This is a genomic window from Kinneretia sp. DJ1R-11 (assembly GCF_025717595.1).
Lineage (GTDB): Bacteria > Pseudomonadota > Gammaproteobacteria > Burkholderiales > Burkholderiaceae_C > Paucibacter_A.
This window is the reverse complement of sequence record NZ_JAJIRR010000002.1, coordinates 580,535-600,546: the sequence shown is the minus strand read 5'-3', so window position 1 is coordinate 600,546 and position 20,012 is coordinate 580,535. Positions and strand designations below refer to the sequence as shown.

The 20,012-nt window shown below is 59.7% G+C and carries 14 protein-coding genes and 1 pseudogene; 7 read left to right on the top strand and 8 right to left on the bottom strand.

What is annotated here, in order from left to right:
- The 3 genes from LNV23_RS06675 to LNV23_RS06665 form a co-directional block, all read right to left on the bottom strand.
- Window positions 1–1,059, bottom strand: a complete 1,059-nt coding sequence (locus LNV23_RS06675) for a hypothetical protein (RefSeq protein ID WP_263562257.1) — start codon at window positions 1,057–1,059, stop codon at window positions 1–3.
- A gap of 224 nt (window positions 1,060–1,283) precedes the next feature.
- A complete protein-coding gene (locus LNV23_RS06670; protein WP_263562256.1) occupies window positions 1,284–1,622 on the bottom strand; it encodes a hypothetical protein in 339 nt (112 codons plus the stop codon).
- 172 nt (window positions 1,623–1,794) lie between these two features.
- Window positions 1,795–3,228: a hypothetical protein gene (locus LNV23_RS06665; RefSeq protein ID WP_263516007.1), complete on the bottom strand. Its 1,434-nt coding sequence runs from the start codon at window positions 3,226–3,228 to the stop codon at window positions 1,795–1,797.
- A gap of 476 nt (window positions 3,229–3,704) precedes the next feature.
- On the opposite strand from LNV23_RS06665, the gene LNV23_RS06660 reads away from it, so the two are divergent.
- A complete protein-coding gene (locus LNV23_RS06660; protein ID WP_263516006.1) occupies window positions 3,705–4,211 on the top strand; it encodes a hypothetical protein in 507 nt (168 codons plus the stop codon).
- Window positions 4,212–4,832: 621 nt separating this feature from the next.
- Here LNV23_RS06660 and LNV23_RS24065 read toward each other — a convergent pair.
- The 5 genes and pseudogenes from LNV23_RS24065 to LNV23_RS06640 all read right to left on the bottom strand — a co-directional run.
- Window positions 4,833–5,174, bottom strand: a pseudogene (locus LNV23_RS24065) (TniQ family protein); the annotation flags it as partial.
- Window positions 5,167–6,123, bottom strand: a complete 957-nt coding sequence (locus tag LNV23_RS06655) for a TniB family NTP-binding protein (protein WP_263562255.1) — start codon at window positions 6,121–6,123, stop codon at window positions 5,167–5,169. The gene LNV23_RS06655 and the pseudogene LNV23_RS24065, both read right to left, overlap by 8 nt.
- Window positions 6,120–8,084 carry a TnsB C-terminal domain-containing protein gene (locus tag LNV23_RS06650; RefSeq protein ID WP_263562254.1) on the bottom strand — a complete coding sequence of 655 codons (1,965 nt, stop codon included), beginning with the start codon at window positions 8,082–8,084 and terminating at the stop codon, window positions 6,120–6,122. Before LNV23_RS06650 ends, LNV23_RS06655 begins: the two co-directional genes overlap by 4 nt.
- A gap of 10 nt (window positions 8,085–8,094) precedes the next feature.
- Window positions 8,095–8,766, bottom strand: coding sequence for a PDDEXK family nuclease (locus LNV23_RS06645; RefSeq protein WP_263562253.1), 672 nt, complete (start codon window positions 8,764–8,766; stop codon window positions 8,095–8,097).
- A 190-nt stretch (window positions 8,767–8,956) separates the two neighbouring features.
- A complete protein-coding gene (locus tag LNV23_RS06640) occupies window positions 8,957–9,397 on the bottom strand; it encodes a helix-turn-helix domain-containing protein (protein WP_263562252.1) in 441 nt (146 codons plus the stop codon).
- 122 nt (window positions 9,398–9,519) lie between these two features.
- On the opposite strand from LNV23_RS06640, the gene LNV23_RS06635 reads away from it, so the two are divergent.
- From LNV23_RS06635 to LNV23_RS06615, 6 genes are all read left to right on the top strand, one after another.
- Entirely contained in the window at window positions 9,520–10,077 is a 558-nt protein-coding gene (locus tag LNV23_RS06635; RefSeq protein ID WP_263562251.1) for a hypothetical protein, read from the top strand.
- 211 nt (window positions 10,078–10,288) lie between these two features.
- The gene (locus LNV23_RS06630; protein WP_263562250.1) at window positions 10,289–10,732 is read left to right on the top strand and encodes a hypothetical protein; all 444 of its coding nucleotides are present in this window, start codon (window positions 10,289–10,291) and stop codon (window positions 10,730–10,732) included.
- 44 nt (window positions 10,733–10,776) lie between these two features.
- Window positions 10,777–11,199 (top strand): HAD domain-containing protein, encoded by a 423-nt coding sequence (locus LNV23_RS24060; protein WP_411910544.1) that lies wholly within the window; start codon window positions 10,777–10,779, stop codon window positions 11,197–11,199.
- Window positions 11,200–11,759: 560 nt separating this feature from the next.
- Window positions 11,760–11,966 (top strand): type II toxin-antitoxin system TacA family antitoxin, encoded by a 207-nt coding sequence (locus LNV23_RS06625; protein WP_263562249.1) that lies wholly within the window; start codon window positions 11,760–11,762, stop codon window positions 11,964–11,966.
- A gap of 19 nt (window positions 11,967–11,985) precedes the next feature.
- Entirely contained in the window at window positions 11,986–14,922 is a 2,937-nt protein-coding gene (locus LNV23_RS06620; RefSeq protein WP_263562248.1) for a DEAD/DEAH box helicase, read from the top strand.
- A 2-nt stretch (window positions 14,923–14,924) separates the two neighbouring features.
- A complete protein-coding gene (locus LNV23_RS06615; RefSeq protein WP_263562247.1) occupies window positions 14,925–19,997 on the top strand; it encodes a DNA methyltransferase family protein in 5,073 nt (1,690 codons plus the stop codon).
- Window positions 19,998–20,012: the final 15 nt, after the last annotated feature.

The window sequence follows — 20,012 nt, the reverse complement described above, 5'->3', positions numbered from 1 at the left end:
TCACCGATCCTCGCCGCCATTGAGTGCGTCCCATGCGCCTGGATGGATCAGAACTCGGGTCCGCCGTCGCATCGGCACGACCTTGGGGTCAAACGTACTCAGCAATTCTTGGTACCGGTCATTGACGAACTGAATCACCCGCGCGGCCTCCCGGCTCTCGATCAAGTTCAGTTCCTCTGCCGGGCGCTCCATCGCACGACAGTCGCTCAGGAAGGTCGTGAACCGGACCCGCGCAAGGGCACGTGGGTCACTGAAAACAATACGCAGGTGCCGTTCATCCTCAGAAGCTTCAGGGGCAGGGCCAGCTTCAAAGAAAGTGCCCGACTGCGAGAGCACGTTGAACTCTGCCTGCAACTCATGCACGCGCTCGTGTGTGTAGGTCCACACCTTCCTCTGCAGGTCCTCAAGCAAGGATTCTTGTCCTCCAGCCTCCACCCGATGGTTCCATTCGATGAACCCACCGTCAGTTCGACCGTTTTCAGTGCGGGGTACGTAGCGGTGAGGAATCAGTCGCGCGACTTCCTTGTTAGCAAGTTTCTCGATGCCATGGGCAATGTGTAACCCAGCCATGTAGAGCGTCAAGTAGCACAGGCGCTCACCCATGATGCAACGGGCCCACGTCGCGTTCAGTGAACCGGCATAGGGCCTTTGAAGATGGGTCGGATCCACCTCCTTTCGAGCTTGCTCCTGAAACTCGTGATCATCTTCGTCGTAGCTCAGAAGCGTGGGAAAGTCGAGAATCGTCTGTTCCGGTCTGAAGCTCTCGTTGAGACTGAACGTGTCTTCGCCGATCCCGACGAGCGGTTGCAGCCACTCATTGATACGGTTCTGGAGCGGCACTTCGATGTGGCCATTCGACTCCTGATCCGCCACTTCGCTCGGCTGAGGGTGGCCGTACGCCGCCAGAAGTGCTGCGACGATGGCCTGCCGGTCTTGCCTCGGCAATTTCACGCGATATCGCATTTGTTGATCGGCCGGCAGGCCAAAGAACTCTGGGCGTACTGAGATCAATGCGCGGCGCAACTCTGGCGACCAGGCCAAAGGATCAAAACTGTTCATGGATCAAAGTCTCCATCTGGGAATCAAGGGAATGCTCACTAGCAACGAAAGCCAGCGAGCTCTACTTGCCTCTCACCTGTGCTCAATGCCCATGTCGGGCGGTTTCATCACGTCGAGCGCTTCTAGAAAGAGGCTGCCATTCCCTCTGCTTTCACCTTATCGCTTACCGACCTGAAGCTGCAGGGCCAGCGGTTGACTCGCGTCGAGACATGGCAAGCTGTTGGCTATGCCTCCGTAGTGGCCGGAGCTTGCTCAATCAGTCGGCGACGTTGCCGATAAGTCACGACGACCACGGGAACGTTGCTCGACACCGATCGCACTTCAAGGTCATCACTCACTTCGTCCAATGATGCATTGGCTAACGGCTCATCTGGATGCATTTTGGTTGGATCGGCTTCGACTTCGTACTCAGGCCAATCAACCGGATCGCCGCCGACCTCGAATATCCATTGGTACCAGCTCCTCATCATGGGCTCAACTTCATAAAAATCCTCTGAGCCGATAGTCGCCTCCAGTTGGTCGCTCCAAACGTAGTACCCCTCATCGCCAGCGTACTGCAGCACGGAAGGTACGTGGTTTGACTCATGTGAACGACAAGCGACCGCGAGCTCCTGAAAATTCCTGAACCCGCTCGCTTCAGCAAGTAGTTCCAGCGCCTCGCAGTGGTAAAGCCCAAGCTCTCGCTTGAGATGCTTCGCGAGGCGCTTGAAGATTCCTTAGTTCATGGGTAGGAATCTATTCATGATGGTCTCCTGTTGATTTGTCGCTTCCTGCGACACAGACATCGCCAGGCACGCCGGCGAATTCGACACGGTGCGGGACAGTCCCGCATTGATGGTTGATTTGTGACTGGCTGAGCCTGCGGGCGAAGTACTGCCGTGAACCATCGACGCCCGGCCCCGTGACGACTTGAATACCCTGGCTTCGTGCCCATACCAAGCCATCACGTGATCGAACTTTGGCTTCTCTGCATAGGACTGCCAGAGGCACATAGCGCAACTTGAACGCCTCGACATCCCCTACGCTCACACACCAGTTGCTGCGACCGCGAGCAGATCCAAGTCGCCCTTTGAGCAAGCCCACGCGAATGAGGTCTCGCACCACGTCGTGCTTCAAGCCGAGCGCTGCTGCGGCATCACTCAGCGTGAGCTCCTCTGGGGCTCTATTGCGTTGCCTCTTGGCCCATGCTTCGACATCAATCGCCGACGTCACCCAGTCTCCAATGACGCTCGAAGCTGTCGCCGCATGGGCTTTGAGCTCACCCTGTCGCAAGGCCTGTATGAACGCCGCCGTATCCTTCACGCGGATCCATTTGCGAAGTGCCAGTTGAACGGGCACAGGATCTACCTGCGAGCCATCGTTCTCCAGCTCAAACGCAATTTGAGTCTTGGAAAGAGCCAGAACTTGGCTGCGAACGAGTCGCTGATCCCCTGCATCCAGCAGCCCGGCACTCACCATTGACCGAACTCTTGACGCCGGCAGAGCCATCAAGCGGGCCGCCGTCCTGACGGCGATTGGCTCATTCAACTGAGAGTTCAACTTCGGCAGGTCCACCTCTGAAACTACCCGCCGCCGACGTCCCAGAGCAGTCACGCGTGTGCCGGATAACCCGTCACCGTGACGATCGAGAACACGCGCCACGCTTTCAGAACGTCGACCAAGCGTTGTTGCAACCTGCTTGATCGTCATCGGGCCGGTACGGAGAACCGCATTGCGACCCACGATGGGTGATGAAGTGGACAAAGACCCGCTGCAATACCCGTCGATGGCAATCTGCACTCGCTGACGCCAAGCTCCTTCGGGTATCTGCTTGACCAGCTTGGTCAGGCGGGGAAAGGCTTCAGTCAGCAGTTGAGCAGTGCCGTCCTTGGCTCCGCCGAAACGGTGTCGATCCAAGGCCTCGACGAACTTGCTTGGCCACAACTCAACAAGCTCGACGCCGGCCATGAGTTGAGCCTTCACCTCACTGAGCTCCGTCCGCTTGGCTTTTTTTCCTGGCTTTCCTGTTGTGCCGTACAGAGCAAAGGCACCGAGGATTCGGATCTCGGTCAGTGAAGCCTGACCTGCGAGTACACAGGCTTGGATGCGCTGGTGAACGGCGACCGAATCAATAGATCGCAGATCGTGCCCACAGCGGCATTCCTGAAATCCAACGCGGCTCCACTGCAAGCGTCGATGACAAGACGGGCATGTATCGACGAGCCAAGAGAGGTGCTGCAAACACCAGTACGACTGAGGATCTACCCAGTCTTCACGCCAAAGCGCCTCTTCAGCTCGCAGACAGTCCGAGCAATAGCGTGTTGTGCCCGTTGCCCATCGGCCGCCCGGGGTCAATAACCATTGCGGCCTGCGGAGCCCGTTTTCATTGGCGATGCGAAGCCAGTATCCCCATTGGCTCTCACCCTGCTTCGGTTGCGGTCGGACCAGAAGGTCGGCATGTATGCGCGGTAGCTCCATATCGACCTCTAAGCCAATTGCAAGGGCAGCTGGAATGCTTGAGGACTTGGCCTCTGCACCCAACCCATACGCACAGGCCGCCCCCAGGACTGGGGAGACGGCACCCAGGCCATCTCACCGCCAAAGAGAGGTAGCTCAGGTTGTCGCCCGTGGACTGAGGAGGCCCCGGCTCTGCCGACGCTTCCGCGGTGGAGAAACTCCAATGCATCGGGCCCCACGTAAAAGCGCGCCAACCCTGCCTGATCACCCCAGGTCCACAACTTGATCTCACCATTGCGCAGCTTGGTGAACAGTGGCTTGAGCGCTGGGATGTAGAGGCTTTGCCAGATACGCTTGGACCCGAGACTGACCTTCGAAGCGTCGATCCGCTCGACGGACACCGCATGACGATCGAGCTCGGTCAACAGCTCCTGAAGGCTCAAAGGATGAAGCCAAGTACGCCCGTCTGGACCGGTCACAAGGTCAATGACGCCGGCTCTACCGAGGATCTTCCGACCATTCCCCTCGATGCCAGAGCATCGGCTACTTCTGCTTCGGCCATCACGCCGATGCAGAGGCTTCAATTGCTGAACTTGCTCAGCAGAGAACTGATACTGACGGAGCCCCACCTCGAGCGTTCGTACTGGACGGGCAAGCCCTTTAGCCCTGAGAGCCAGGAAGTAGTTGACCTGCACACCTGCCAGCTTGGCCGCTGACGTGGCCGAGACAAGGCCTGGCCTCAGGGATCCAGCGGAAACCCATCCCCGGCGTTCAGCCGATGCCGGAGAAGCTCCAAGGCCGCAAAGGGTCTCGGCCCAATCCCTGAGCGGCAAGGAGCCCATTTCGCTCGGGGAGAGCTGCTCCGAGTGGTGCATGCAAAGCACCAAGTTCAGCGCACTTCTCAAGTAGGCCGCCGAAGGCAATGCGAGCCAGAGCTCTTCAATCCAAGTCACTGAGGGTGTTGCCGACACACCCAGTTGCATCAGAAGTCCACCAATGGTTCGCTTCGTTGCCTGCTTGTTGCGCTGGCGGCCCGCCGTTAGGCAAGAAAGCAAGTGCCCCACAAACGTCATCAGAGCAATCGGACTGGGACCCGACTTTGAACTGCCATCGGCGAGAGCCAGAATGCGGTCCGCCTGTTGAGCCGAGAAGATCCAGCTCTCCCGCTGACTGTCGGTAGCAGGAACACCTTGTCTGGCCACTGGCGCCATCTCATTCAATGACGGTCCGCTGGGCAGCCCGGCGAAGGGTGCACCACAGCGACAAGACTGGCGAGCCAAGTCCCAGTGAAACGCCAGCCTCTCACACACGCCACAACTGATCTGTAAGGGCCGGTTGTGAGTTTCACAGTGTGTGACTGCTGGCAAGCGCCAGCTGAGCCTAATGAAGGGATCCTCCCTCATGCAGTCGGGACAATGTGCAGCCGGTGCGCCATGCCCCTTCACTGCCCACTTGGGCAGCCTGTACTGCTGAAAGCTCCGCATCCCCTCGGTTAGCGCCTCTCCTGCCTGGGTACCGCGCTTGATGTTCTCAGACACCATGGCTGTGACGAGAGGCTCCAGCTTGCCAAGCAAGTACTTGCCTTTCGACGGGCAGCCGTTTTCGACAAGAATGCGGGCCACATAGCCTTCCCACCACTCCCCATGCTTGATCGGAGGTCGTTGCAGCAGCTTATGCATCGACTTCCTCCTTGGTTTGGCGACGGGGCTCGTACGGCTCGCCGGGTCCCGTCAGAGGGCGTCCATCGAACTTCGCAGGCACGAATGGATTCCGTTGATCCGGCGCCCCGCTGAAGACATGCGTTCGAAAAACCTCAGCAAGGAGCGGCAGGTCGATCTTCGGCTTGGGCAGGGATCCAGCGGCTCGCGCCGCCTCCTCAAGAACCCGGCGAATCCGACGAAGCCGGCCCGCCGTGGCGAGCGCGAAGCGCTGCGCATTGGCCGGATCCGAGAGTGGAATCCTGCTCACGCCATCCAGCAACTTATCGAAGGCCCCCAGCGCGGTGGTCATCTGGTTCCTGCAGCGCGGGTCAACCCCGAAGGGCTCAACCGTGACCACCTCCCGAACCCGATCGGCCAGTTGCTCATTCACCCCCAACAAGACTTTGACCCGCGGTATTCCGACTAGAACAAACGGAATGCCTGTCTTTTCAGACATCAGCTTGATCCAGTCACCGAGCAGGTAGTGCGACTTCTCCTTGCCGCGATCCACCAGATGATTGGCCTCGTTGAGAATGACCAGACGAACTCCGCACTTCCTCAGCAAGGTCTCAAGTTGATAGCTGCGCTGCTCCTCGTCTCCCACGTTCCACAGCGGAGAGCCCAGCGCCTGCAACATGGCCCCAGGAAGGCGCTTGAGGGCGCACTTTGGAGGGACATTGACCAGAAGCACGGGAACACGCGTGACGGTCTCGCTGTCCTCCCGGGGGTAGTTGGCGACAAAGCGTTTGATTAGCCAGGTCTTGCCCGTACCCGGTTCGCCAACGACGAACACGATGTCCGGCTCGCACTGTCCATAGTCCGTCGTGACAAGCGTGGCCAGGACGCCGTGGATGGCGTTCACGTGGTCAAACTTGATGAAGGCCTGCCGGATGGATCGCGCGACTCGATGAAGATCTGGAACGCTCATGGCAGGGCCTCCGACCATTCCATCTCAATCTCCGGCGTCGTAGTGGTGACGTTCTCCTGGTTGGGCTGAAGAGGGGCTTCAATGCTCGTCTCATCGCTGCGCTCAGCGGCAGCCGCGGGTCTACGCGACACCTCGGTGGTGTCATTGGCCAGTCGAGTTCCCTTTCGGCGATTCTTGAGCTTCTTGTCCTTGAGCGCGGAATCGGCCATCTCGCGAATCACTGCTTCAGCGGAAGCTTGTGCGAGCTGACTGTTCGGATCGGCCTTGGCTTTGGCCTTCTTTGCGACCTGAGCCTGCTCGACCGTGAGACCTACGTACTCTTTGTCCTTGTTTCCAACCTTGAAGTACTCCTCGTTGAGGCGGTCCCACACAAAAATATGACCGGCATCTTGGGCCGGCCACTTCACATCGACTCGAGTGCCCTCCGGCAGCATGCGTCGCAGCGTCAGCAGTCGCGGCGAGACATAGACAAAGGTGTTCAAGTCGATGCCATAGTGCTGAAGGGCGCTCGTACACACCTGCGAGAACTCAATGTCCAGGTCCTCGGCATTGGCCTTCAGCTGAGGAGGGAACGCCTTTGCGCCCTCGCGCCAGACCGTCATAGGTGCTCGACCGTTCAAGCCGGCATTAGGACGCAGGTGGTAGACCTGACAGATCCAAACATGGATTGCCCTGTCGAGCTCTGTCAGAGTCATGCAGGCGCTGTCTTCGGCCTTGAAGCCGATGCGCTTATGCACCTTGTCGAGGGTCGTGCCCGGTAGCCGATGGATGAAGGAGTAGTTGAATGTCTTCAGAAAGCGTTCGACATGCGGCTTGTCATTCGGCGTTTTGGACTTGGCGTACTCAGTGGCAATTGAAAGATTGAGCAACGCATCAGTGACCGACTCGGCATGGAACTCCCGGCCGTTGTCCATGAGCAAGACTTCGAACCAACCAAAGCACTCCCACTCAAGCAAAAGATCGGCATACCGGTCTTTAAGGTAGGTCTTGGGCAGCAAAGCGTGCCGCAGAGCCGCGAAAACTTCCGGCGTTCCGTGCCCAACCAAACTCAAATGGAACCCCAGGACGCAACGGGAATATCTGTCTATAACGACAGTTATGTTTGGTCGACCGATGACGAGCCCGTCTTCGTCCGTAACAAGAATGTCGACCGGCGAGTGGTCGATTTCGACAAGCTCAAGAATGCGAGCGACCGCTCGGGCCCCCAGGTGATGAGCGAAGCGCCGCTCCGCCTCCTTCTGGCCGAAACGGGCAACTGCGAGTTCAAATGCAAATATCTCAGTCAAACGGCGCTGGATCGTACGCAATCCAGGCACTTCCAGCCACTCGGACTCAACCCTCTGGGTGTTACGTCTCTGGATCTCCAAGAACACAGCGTTATGAACTTCTTCACCGCTGCTTTTCTTCTTGGAGAGGAACACTGTCTCAATCTTGTCGTGAATGATGGCCTCGACCTCAGGGTCGAGCCGGGATCGCCCTTTTCCCCCTTGTTCGTCGAACCTACAAAACAGGGCTCGGACGTCGTTCTGGGCCTTCTGGTATTTTTCTTTCCATCGGTAAATAGTCGTGACGTGCGGTGGACGGCCTTCACCTTTGGTCGCAGCGACGATCTTGATGTCCTGAACGAGGTCCAAACGGGATTTTTGGAAAGCACCCATTCGCTCCAAACGAATGAGGTAGTCCATCCTCCTTCGGGTCTCACACTTCGCCGCCGCTGACATATGGTCCATCCGCGCTGGCGGCCTGGACACCTTTTGACTGGTACGAAGCAAGTGCCGCCGCTGGCCTTCTGTAAGAAGTTCTCCGCTCGTGTACTGCTCCAGCAAGTTAAAGGTCTTGTGGTTGACGAGCTCTCCGGAGTTCACGTTTTCCAGCTGGACCTCCTCGTCTCCTAACTGGCGGACGACGCGCATCTCGACACCGGAAAGCCAAACCGTCTTGTCCTTCAAAAATGGATTCATGTTTGACTCCTCAGCGGGTAGAAGCAATCAGTTCATCGGGATCACGGCGCATCACTCGCTGCAGGAGCTGGTCGCACTCCTGTTGCGCCGCGCGCCAGCGGCGTTCAAGCACTGGATCAAAAGCGCTGCGCCCAAGAGGATCCCAGGTCGTTGGATCGATGCTGGGACGGTTGTGACCAACACAGGGTCGGAGGCGCAACAGTTCCTTGAGTTCGTCCTGAAAGCCCGCGGGGCGAACGTCCCGCTCGTCGATGAGCACCAGACGCAGGTCCTGCTCAGCCAGGCGCTTCACGACCTCCTGTAGCTGGCGGCGGGATTCAGGCTTGCTGATGAAGTACGTGGCTTTCGTTTCGACGAGCGCGCCGCCAGACAACTCCTCGATCTGGACATCCGGCGTGTAGTGCTTGACCGGCACACCGGGCAGAGCCAGGACAACCGGGTGCGTTTGGAACCGAACGACCGTTGATGACACCTCGAACACACGGAGCACGTCCTGTTCTAGGAGGCTTTCAAAGCGCGCATGGCCACGCGCCTTGAGCGAAGGGAAATGCCCTCGAGCTCGTTTGCCCGAGGGAGTTACGACAGGCCGGACAGGCCGATTGGAATGGAGCCGAGCAACGCGCTTCAGAAACTCCTGAAGCCCAGGCTCCACGGTGTTGGGTTGTTGAGAAATGACAGGCATGAGTGGTCCCCTCGTTGTCCAAAAATGGACTCAAGATTGATCAGATGGGCTGAGCAATTGGGGTCGGTGGCGAATCCAACCTTGACGAGAGGGGTCCGTGCCTCAATACTTCGCTTGCACACGGTTTTTGGACTTCGGCCCAGGACCACCTCCCGGCGGGCTGCTCAGCAATGACAGCTCGCCGTTTTTCTTAGCTCATGTTGGACTCCCTTTCCTGTTGGTGTCGGGCCTTGCGAGCTAGATCCTGCGTCCGCAGTCGACTATCTCTAATGGCGCTCATTTCCACCATCAGGCCGCGACACTCGTCCGAACTCATCACTCGATGGGTCTTAAGCATTTCGGATATGAACTCTGCCGCCGGCGCCAGGTCGGTTCCCTGCATGAACAACATCAACTGGTCATGTTGAGCGAGGAACCAGACTTCGTCCCATTCGGCTTCGTCCAGGCCGTACGCATCACACAGCCTTCGAAGCGCCTCCTGGCTTTCTGGGGTCCGACGGCCGCGTTCAAAGGCGCACAACATGGACTGACTGATTCTTGAATTCGATGCGGCTTCCCCCTGGGAGAGCCCGCGTTGACGCCGCGCCTCAAGAAGACGATCTGGGAGAGCAAAATTCTTTTGGACCTTCATAAGGCCAAAGTTACCTGCTCAGTGGAAAAAAGCCAATCCGGTAGAAAGGCATGTCAGCAACTGACGCGAACCTAAATGGTCGATCATGCTGAACCCCGCATGGTCCCTATGAATAGGCCGTTATGAAGAACGCAACGTCGACCGAATCATTGCTGCCGCGAAATCCGGTCCCGGAAAAATCCATGTCAAGTCAATCCGAGAAGTGGACGCTTGATGAACTGCTTGAGAGATCGGGAATCACTAGGCGACAGTTTTCGCAAATGCTGGCCAGTGGCGCTGCTGAAGGGCCCAAAGGCCATGGCCGTCACGCCAGGTACGGCCATCAGCACTTGGCACAGATCAAAATGGTCCTGGTCACTCAGGAGCGCTTCGGGCTATCTAGAGCAGCCGCGTGTTCGGCAGTTGGGTCAGAGCGTGCTGGCCACCAGCGCTCACCCAAAGTTCAATCAACGAAACGAACCGCAGCGATGCAATGCTTCAAAGGTACGGTGCATTCCGTATCTCCGGGCGTGTTCTTGGTCTGTTCAGAAAACCTGCCTGCTATCGAGAGGACTTTGGTTGCTCAGGCGAAGAAGTACATGAGTAGCAAATGGAACTCAATGAATGCGGCTTGCAAGCCAGCATCTTCCAAGTTGAAATCAGTCATATACAAGTCAGGCAAGAAGCAAAGTGGCGAATGACATCGCAAACTATCGAGTGGGGCTCTCCATGGCGAGCCAATTGAAGCCGGAACTCTTCGCTCAGATGTTTCACATAACCATCAATCTCGATGGATAAATTGTGTTTGGTAGCGCTTGGTTGTGTAGCCATCATGGAACTTGCGACGCGGCCTTCTCCAGACTTTTTTCTGGCTCACTTCACTTTTCAGTGTCTTGATGGACTCTCATGAGAATGAACAAGCATTTGATCGACGGACAACCCTTAGGCACTCGGGAAGCCCTCCGCGAAACACTGGAGCAACACACAGTCGTAGCCGTACTCAACGGAGCAAAGTGGCTAACTGCACAGGGGGTCGCGAGCCTGTGGAAGTCAGAACCGGCAGATGCCCTTTACTCGGCCGGTGATTGGCTGAGAGAGGGCCTCTTGTTTGCTATTGATCACGAAGGCCGCCGACTCTTTCCAGGCTACGCATTCAATGATTCAGGTGAGCCGATTCCGGCGCTAAAGGAAGTTCTCAGTGTGTTCGAGGGCTACTCACCTTTTCGCCTGGCAGCCTGGTTCGAGTCGGCAAGTTCGCAGCTGGGTGGCGTTCGTCCTCGAGAACTGATTGCGCATGATCCTGCGGCTGTGATCGCTGCTGCCAAAGCTCAAAAGCTGGGCCCACTGCATGGCTGACACGGCTGGCTGAATCAATAGGACCTGATCTGAGACGAATCGGAATGAAGTTGCTGTTTCTTGATTTCGACGGCGTGCTTCATCCAGCAGGAGGCGCCCCTGGTACCTGCATGCCGTTTGAGTGGCTACCGACACTTGTGGATCTGCTTGACCCGGCGCCTAACGTTTTTCTTGCCGTCCATTCAAGTTGGAGGGAGGTTCACGCGATGGAGTACCTCAAAGATTTCCTCGGGCCACTCGGTTCACGTGTTCTTGGATCGGTTCCAAATGGACCCAAGTCGAATGCAATCCAATCATTTTTGAAGTCAAACCCAGAGGTCCGGGACTACCTCATTCTTGACGATAGCCCCGCTGAATTCAGCTCGAATCTCCGCGCCCGCCTTCTGACTTGCGAGCCTCTGACGGGGATACATGACCCTGAGGTCCAATTAAGACTCAAAGCATGGTTATGCGGTCAAAGCTTTTGAAATTTATGCGCCTCGAGCTAGTGCTGCAGGCAATTCTCACGCCCCTTCTTTTTTGTCAGGCTAGCGGCTTCTTGGTCGTATCCGCACACGAAGCATCCCTCTCTTCCCGGCCAAAAAATGGCCATACGTGCTTCGGAAGCCGACATTTCGCCTGTGCAAACCCCAAAGCCGCTACCGGCCCAGTTAGCTAGAGCAGCAGATGCCGCAAAACAGGCCCCGCAAGCCCATCGCCCACTGCACGCAGCAACTGTCTGGCAATGCACTCGGGTGAATGCCTCGACGAGTGTGCGCTTGGTGTACGAATGGCAAGCGCTTGGCTCCTTTGGGCCGAGCATGCATTGACACTGCTCGCTCGGCGGTGAGGATATGCCGCAGCCGCGTAACGCGCAGTAGTTCGTCAATCCGCCGTTACGCGTGAGCTCCGATACACGCTGATTGCCCTGTTCGTTTGTTTTGAGTCCTAGCTCGTCTGGTGAGCCAGGCGCAGTGGACAGTTACTAGACATTTGAGTGTCGTATACATTCTGTACACCGTAAAGGCGTTGTACAGATGGAGCGACTATGAACCAGCGCAAGAGCGAGGCCATCAATCTCCGCATGACCCCTGAGTTGAAAGAACTGCTCCGCCTTGCCGCTGAGCGTGAACGCCGGACGCTCTCGAACATGTTGGAGGTGTTGATACTCGACTACTGCCATCAGCACGGGCTGACGGCAGGCGGTTCTGAGGCGAGCCGGGAATCGACGCCTGGCGCAAACAAAACGAAATAGAAGCAGGGAGAACAACAAGATGCTTCCAATCGCACCGGGTGCCCGAGCGGTCATCCGAGATGAAGAATGGCTCGTCCGCCGGGTAGACCCGGCGACCGATGGTGGCTGGTTGCTGACCTGCGACGGCATATCCGACCTGATCCGAGGGCAAACAGCGCTCTTCTTGACCTCGCTGGAAGACGCTATCGAGGTCCTTGACCCTGCCAAGACCAAGCTGGAGCCGGACACCAGCCCGACCTACAACGCCTCGGTGCTGTTCCTGGAGAGCATGCGCCGACGCAGCGTCGCCAACGACGAGCGCATCCACCTGGGCCATCGCGGGGTCATGAACCTCGTGCCCTACCAGCTTGACCCTGCCCTGCAGGCGCTGCGGCAGCCGCGCTCGCGCATCCTCATTGCCGATGCCGTAGGTCTGGGCAAAACGCTGGAGGCCGGTGTCCTTGCCACCGAGCTGATTCAGCGCGGTCGAGGCAAGCGCATCCTGGTCGTCACCCAGAAGGCCATGCTCACCCAGTTCCAGAAGGAGTGGTGGAGCCGCTTCTCCATCCCGCTGGTGCGCCTGGACTCCGTGGGCTTGGCCCGTGTGCGCAACCGCATCCCTGCTAACCACAACCCCTTCAACTACTTCGACCGCAGCATCATCTCCATCGACACCCTCAAGAACAACCTGGAGTACAGGAATTATCTTGAGAACGCCTGGTGGGACATCATCGTCATCGACGAATGCCACAACGTTGCGGCCCGTGCCGGCGAATCCGGCCTGTCACGCCGTGCCCGCCTGGCGCGGCTGCTGTCCAACCGCTCCGACACCCTGATGCTGCTGTCGGCCACGCCGCACGACGGCTCGGCTCGCAGCTTCGCGTCCCTGATGAGCCTGCTGGACCCGACGGCCATTTCCGACCCGGACCATTACACCCCGGACGACTTCCGTAACAAGGGCCTGGTCATCCGCCGCTTCAAGAAGGACATCAAGGACCAGGTTCAGTCCGACTTCCAGGAGCGCAACACGGTGCGTCTGCGTAAGCCTGCAAGCGCGCACGAAGAAGCGGCCTACAGAGCGCTGCTGGCGATTCCCTTCACGCAGGGCGGCCAGCACAAGGCCGGCCGCCAGCAGGAGCTGCAGCGCGTCGGTATGCAGAAGGCACTGTTCTCCAGCCCTGCTGCAGCTCTGGAGTCAACCCTGAAGCGCATCAAGCTGCTGACCGAGAAACCCAACGCGACACCCGAGGAGCAGCAAGAGGTGGATGGCCTGCGCGTCTTCGCCGATGCCTTGCAGGCCATCGTTGGCGACTCCTCAGCCGCGTCCTTCAGCAAGTACCAGCGTTTGCTGGCGCAGCTTCGTGACCCTGCGTTCGGCTGGACCCGCCAAGACCAGGCCGACCGCCTCGTTGTGTTCTCCGAGCGCATCGAGACCCTCCGCTGGCTTGAGCGCCAGCTTATCTCCGACCTCAAGCTCAAGCCCAACCAGGTCGCCATCCTCCACGGGCAGATGTCCGATACCGAGCAGCAGGAGCTGGTCGACCGCTTTGGGCGCCTAGACGACCCTATCCGCGTCCTCCTCTGCTCCGACGTTGCCAGCGAAGGCCTGAACCTTCACTACTTCTGCCACCGACTGGTTCACTTCGACCTGCCATGGTCGCTGATGGTCTTCCAGCAGCGCAATGGCCGCGTGGACCGTTACGGCCAGAAGCACCAGCCGCAAATCGTCTACCTGTTCACCGAGACGGTGACCGACCGCGTTCGTGGTGACCTGCGCATTCTTGAAATCCTCCAAGCCAAGGATGAACAGGCTTACCTGAACCTCGGCGACCCTTCCGCCTTCTTGAACGTCTACGACCCTGAGAAGGAGGCCGAGAAGGTCTCTGACTTCATGTCCCAGGGCCTGGCCCCCGAAACAGTGGAAGCCAAGCTGGAGCAGGCAGCCACCGACGACTCCGACAACGAAGGCGACTGGCTGATGCAGCTCTTCGGTGGAGGCGACGCCGCAGCCACTGCGCCGGAGCCGGCCGCCCCCAGCAGCCTCCAGCAAATCAACGAGCCGGCCTCGCTGTTCGACAGTGACTACCACTACGCCAAGACTGCGTTGACCCAGCTGAACCAGGGCCAGACCTTGTGTCAGTGGACACCGCACGATGGTGAAAAGGTCATCGCGCTCACAGCGCCACGCGACCTTCAGGACCGCCTCAAACAGCTTCCGCGAGAGGTCCAGGCCGACAACGACCATTACTCGCTATGTGCCGACCCCAAGCGCATGGCGGCCGCCATTGAGACGGCTCGCCAAGCGCGGCAAGAGCAAGACACCTGGCCGCAGCTTCACTACCTCTGGCCGCAGCACCCCATCATGGAATGGCTGGGTGACCGCGTGCTCACCCAGTTCGGCCGCCACACAGCGCCATTACTGCAAAGCCAGAAGCTCGCCCCGAGCGAGCAGGCATTCATCGTGATTAGCCTGGTCCCTAACCGCAAAGGCCAGCCACTGCTGGTTGAATGGCAGGTGGCCAGCCGGGTCGGCCAAGGTGCCTTTCAGCTTGAGGACTTTGACGTCTTCATCGCCAGGGCTGGCATCCGCGCAGGCGGCCTGCCCAACCGTGGTTACAGCGACGGCCTGCCAGCGCTCCAGGACATGATGCAGCAAGCACTGCCCGCCGCCGTGCAACGTATGCATCAGCACATGTTGGAGCGCCAGCAAGCCTTTGCGGCGCACCTGAGCCAGCGGCTGGAAGGCACGCTAGCGGAACTGGAGCGCCTGCAAGGCCGTCAGGTCGAGCAGCTTCAGCTGGACCTGGAGAAGCAGCTTGAAACCGTGAAACGCGGTCGCTTCGAGCAGCGCAGCCAGCAAATCAATCGCGTCTTCGACGACTACCGCCAGTGGGTGCGCGACACCCTCACCACCGAGCCGCAGCCCTGGATTCAGGTGCTCGCCGGGGTCTGCCACCCACAAGCTGCCGGAGCCTGACCATGCCCGTCCTGGAAGCCGTTCAAACCTTCGCCGGCATCACCAACGAGAACGAGTTCTACAGCCACCACTACCTGGCGGAAGTCTTCAAGAACGACGTCAAGGAGCGCCTGGACGCTTGGGACGCCGCTGAGTCCGAGCATGCAGGCGACGACGCGTACCGTTCGCCGCCCAAGCGTCTGCAGTCCTGGGCCCAGCGCTGGTTCGCGCTGCGTGGTCAGGTACAGCGTGCGAACGAACCCAACGAACGCTGGCACGCGTTCGCCCAAATGCAGTCTGGCCTGCTGCAGGCGCTTGCTTACCCGGCAGCGCCCAAAGAGCTGACCACCGAAGAGTTCGTCGCCGGCTCTCCACTGCCGGTGTGGCAGGTCCAGGGGCAGCGCCTGGCCATCATCCCTGCCTACCAGCCCGGCGCTGAAGGCGAAGACCTGCTTGACCACCAACTGCTGTCCTTCCACTACGGAAGCGGTAGCGTGCCCAAGGACCTGGCAGGTGAGACCTGGGCCGACCTGCTGTCTGATGCCGTCTTCGGCGCCGACCAGCCGCCTCGTTACGTGCTGCTGCTCGGCCTTGACGACTGGCTGCTACTGGACCGTTACAAGTGGCCCAACAACCGCGCGCTGCGTTTCAGCTGGGCTGACATCCTGGACCGCAAGGACGCCGACACACTCAAGGCCTGCGCGGTGCTGCTGCACAAGGACTGCCTGGCGCCTGGGGAAGGCAACAGCCTGCTAGAGCGCCTGGACGAACGCGCCCATGCCAACGCCTTCAGCGTCAGCGAGAGCCTGAAGTACGCGCTGCGCGAGGCCATTGAACTGCTCGGTAACGAGGCCGCCCGCCAGTTGGACGAACAGGCCAGCGGCAGCAAGAAGAGCATCTACACCGGCCAGTACAAGCTGGACGCCACGCAGCTCAGTCTGGAGAGCCTGCGCATGGTCTACCGGCTGCTTTTCATGTTCTACATCGAGGCACGACCCGAGCTTGGTTACGTGCCCATCCAAAAGAGCGAGGTCTACCGTCGGGGTTACAGCCTGGAGAGCCTGCGGGACCTTGAGGAGCAGCCCCTCCCCACGCCGCAGTCTCGCGATGGCAAGTACTTCGACGCCACCCTGCGCCGGCTGTTCAAGCTTGTGTCTCAGGGCTACGGCATGGGCGCACAAGCCGGACTGCACGACAGCACTCAAGGCGCCAAAGACACCTTTGCTCTCGCCCCGCTGGACAGCCGTCTGTTCGACGACAGCTCCATGCCCTTGCTCAGCAAGGTGCAGTTCCCCAATGAGGTCTGGCAACGAGTCATCCGTCTGCTCTCCCTAAGCAAGGTCAAGGGCAAGCGCCCTGGCCGCGTCAGCTACCAGCTGCTGTCCATCAACCAGCTGGGCGCTGTGTACGAGGCTTTGCTTAGCTACCGGGGCTTCTTTGCCGAGGAAGACCTCTACGAGGTCAAGTCTGCCCCGAAGAAAGCCCGCGCAACAGCCGATGACGATGGCGACGAAGACGGCGATTCGGACGACGACAGCAGCACCAAGTCCCGCGCCAAAGAGAACGATGCCGACTTGCTGGAGAACGCCTGGTTCGTCCCCCGCAGCCGCATCGACGAGTACAAGGACGACGAAAAGGTCTACGACCTCAACGAAGCTGGGCACCGCAAGCTGCGCATGCATCCCAAGGGCAGCTTCATTTACCGCTTGGCCGGGCGTGACCGCCAGAAGAGCGCCAGCTACTACACCCCGCAGGTGCTCACCCAGTGCCTGGTGAAGTACGCGCTCAAGGAGTTGCTGGCCCCCGAGAACGGCCGCGTCCAGACTGCCGACGACATCCTCACCCTCACCGTCTGCGAGCCCGCCATGGGCAGCGCGGCCTTCTTGAACGAGGCCGTGAATCAACTGGCCGACGCCTACCTGGAGCGCAAGCAACAGGAGGAAGGCAAGCGCATCCCTCACGACGAGTACCCGCAGGAGCTGCAAAAGGTCCGTATGGTGCTGGCCGACCGCAACGTGTTCGGCGTGGACTTGAACCCCGTGGCCGTGGAGTTGGCCGAGGTCTCGCTGTGGCTGAATGCCATCTACGGCGAACCCACCCAAGACAAGGACGGCAACCCACTGCCGCTCAGGCCAGCCCGCGTGCCCTGGTTCGGCTACCAGCTCTTCGCCGGCAACAGCCTCATTGGCGCACGCCGCCAGGTGTTCCGCGCCACCAGCGTCATCAAGGGCGCCAAGCCCGCTTGGCATGAGGAGCCCCCGCGCAAAGTCACCTTGGCCGAGCCGCTTAGGCCCGACGAAATCTGGCACTTCCTGCTGCCCGACCCGGGCATGGCCGACTACGGCGACAAGGACGCCAAGAAGCTCTACCCCGACGACTTCGAGCGGCTGAAGAAATGGCGCAAAGCCTTCAATGCGCTGCTGGAGCAGCACGAGGTTGCGCGTCTGCAGCAGCTCAGCGTCAAGGTTGAAGAGCTGTGGGTGGAGCATACGCAGGCGCTGGCCCGTGACCGCGCCAAGACTGAGGACCCGCTCGACATCTGGCCGCATCGCAAGGACCAGGATGGTGATGCCTCGCCGCTCTCACGCGCCCAGAAGGAGGACGTTCGGAAGCAAGGCCTGTTGAACGAGGACGGTGACCTCGCTACGCCGTTCCGCCGATTGAAACTGGTGATGGACTACTGGTGCGCGCTGTGGTTCTGGCCCATCGCCGAAAGCGAGCGACTGCCGAGTCGGGAAGCCTGGTGGATGGAGGTTGGGGCCATTCTGGAGGGCAACGTCGTTGACCTCGCACCGCAGGGCACGCTGGACCTAATGCCGGCCACGGATGAGCCTCAGTTACTCGTGCCGGAGGTGCAGCCCACCTTGGCGGGGTTCGAAGTGCAGCTCACGCTGCAGCAGCCGGCTGAGCAGCCCAACCTGCACGACCGGTTCGGGCAGTTGCGCATCAAGAAACTGCGAGAGCACTTTCCTCGCGTAGCAGTGGTGGAGGGCATCGCGTCGCGGCGACGCTTTATGCACTGGGAGCTTTGCTTCGCCGATGTCCTGATTCAACGCGGCGGCTTCGACCTTATTCTGGGGAATCCGCCGTGGCTAAGGGTGGAATGGAACGAGGCTGGCGTGCTGGGCGAGTTCAACCCTCAGTTTGCGATTCGCAACTTCAGCGCGACCGAACTGGCTAGAGCGCGCGAACAGGCCTTCGCGCGTAACCCTGGGTTGCAGGACGCCTGGACGGCCGAACTGGAAGAGGCCGAGGGCGCACAAAATTTCCTGAATGCCATACAGAACTACCCACTGCTAAAGGGCGTGCAGACCAATCTGTACAAGTGCTTTATCCCGCTGGCCTGGGGACTTAATGGGCCGCAGGGTATGACCGGGCTACTGCACCCGGAAGGGCTGTATGACGACCCGAAGGGAGGCTCGCTCCGTGAGATGGTGTATTCGCGGCTGAGAGGTCACTTCCAGTTCGCTAACGCACTGTTCCTCTTTGCTGAGGTCCACGACCAAACCAAGTACAGCATCAACATCTACGGCCAAAAGTTTGCCTCTCCGGCATTTGACCAACTGGCGAACCTGTTTACGCCTGCCTCGGTCGATGCCTGCTATCAACACGATGGCACCGGTGAAGTTGGGGGCATCAAGACGTTGGATGGAAAGTGGAACTTTGCTGGCCACACAAAACGCATCGTGCGTGTGGATGAGGCTGCGTTGGCCGTGTTCGCTCAGCTCTACGACGAACCCGGCACCCTGGCCCGCCGCGCTCGCCTGCCCGCCCTGCATGCGCAGAACTTGAATAGCGTACTAGCCAAGCTGGCCGCATGGAAGCGGCGGCTGGCGGACTTGGGCGACGGCTACTACTCGACAGTGATGTTCGACGAGACCTACTCGCAGCGCGATGGCACGCTAAACCGCCGCCCGCCCGGCGATAACGCCTTCCCGGCCAAGCCCGAAGACTTGGTGCTGTCCGGCCCTCACTTTTTCCTGTCGAACCCTTACAACAAGACGCCGCGCCAGGTCTGTACCGCCAACGGCCACTACGACGTCATCGACTTGGAGAGCCTTCCTGACGACTACCTGCCACGCACGAACTATCGGCCTTTGGCAGACCGTACGGAGTACTTGCGACGTACGCCCCGGGTCAGCTGGTCTGGCGATGGCGGGACAACGCACAGGCCGGTTACTGACTTCTACCGCCTTGCATTTCGGGCAATGCTGCCCGCCGCAAACGAGAGAACCCTCAACGGCGTCTTGATTCCGCCTGGAGTGGCTCACGCCCACGGCGTTCAAGGGAACGCCTTTCGCGACCTGTCAGGACTCTTGGCGGCTGGTGTCATTTGCTCTACGGTCATTGGTGACTACTACATCAAGACGTCCGGTCGAGCCAATTTGCACGGCACATGGACACTGCTGCCCATGCTTGAGCTCGCGCCTCGACAGGTCGCGCGCTACGTAGTTCTGAACTGTCTCACCACCTACTACGCACCGCTTTGGGAGCAGGTCTACGAACTAGAGTTCACCGAGCAGCAGTGGAGCCAGCCCGCCAACCCGCGCCTGCCGCAGGACTTTTGGCGCAATCTGACCGGCACCTGGACTCGCCACTGCGCGCTGCGTAGCGACTACGTCCGCCGCATGGCGCTGGTAGAAATCGACGTGCTGGTAGCCCAGGCCCTGGGCCTGACACTCGATGAATTTCTGCTTGTCTACCGCGTGCAGTTCCCGGTGATGCAAGGCTACGAGCGCGACACCTGGTACGACATCAACGGTCGCATTGTCTTCACCAACAGCAAGGGCCTTGTCGGCGTCGGCCTGCCCCGCAAAGGCGGTAGCAAGACGCCCAGAACCCGCATCCAGACGCCCGACGGCAAGACCCGCGACGGCAACCTCGGCTGGGACGACCTGTGGACCTATGCCGACACGCCAGCGAGCGGTCAGCCCAAGGTTCCCGATGGCACCGTCATCACCCAGTGGGTCACCGACGACACCCTGCCAGGCGGCCCTCGCACCGTGGAGCGCCGTTATGTCGCCCCCTTCGCTCGTGCCAACCGCGAGGACGACTACCGCACCGCCTGGGCCTTTTTCGAGGAGAACCCGGCCTAGCCGCAGGCATCATTC